1 protein-coding gene is annotated in these 271 nt (G+C 42.8%); it reads left to right on the top strand.

Annotated elements, in window-relative coordinates:
- Window positions 1-15: 15 nt before the first annotated feature.
- Window positions 16-271, top strand: a 256-nt coding sequence (locus tag AAEY78_RS13205) for an ACT domain-containing protein (protein WP_502943775.1), incomplete at its 3' end; no start/stop codon positions are given.

The raw sequence follows: 271 nt of genomic DNA, 5'->3' as shown, positions 1-271 counted from the left end.
ACATCAGACACTACAATAACGGTTTCATCTTCTAAAACCTCTGGCGCTAATCCTGCTATTGATACTGCCACGCTTTTGATCAAATGCAAGGATCAGGCTGGTATTGTCCAAGCCGTATCAGAATTTATCCATCGCTATGGCGGTAATATAATCTCCCTTGATCAGTATTCAACCGCTCATGAAGGCGGACAATACTTTATGCGCTTAGAGTTTGCGCTATCAGGGTTAAGTGAGATTATCGAAAGTTTCGAAGTCAGCTTTGGGCATACTG

This window comes from Psychrobacter sp. 16-MNA-CIBAN-0192, assembly GCF_040309565.1.
Classification (GTDB): domain Bacteria; phylum Pseudomonadota; class Gammaproteobacteria; order Pseudomonadales; family Moraxellaceae; genus Psychrobacter.
Note: the sequence above shows the minus strand (reverse complement) of the source record. Positions and strands in the feature narration are given on the sequence as shown.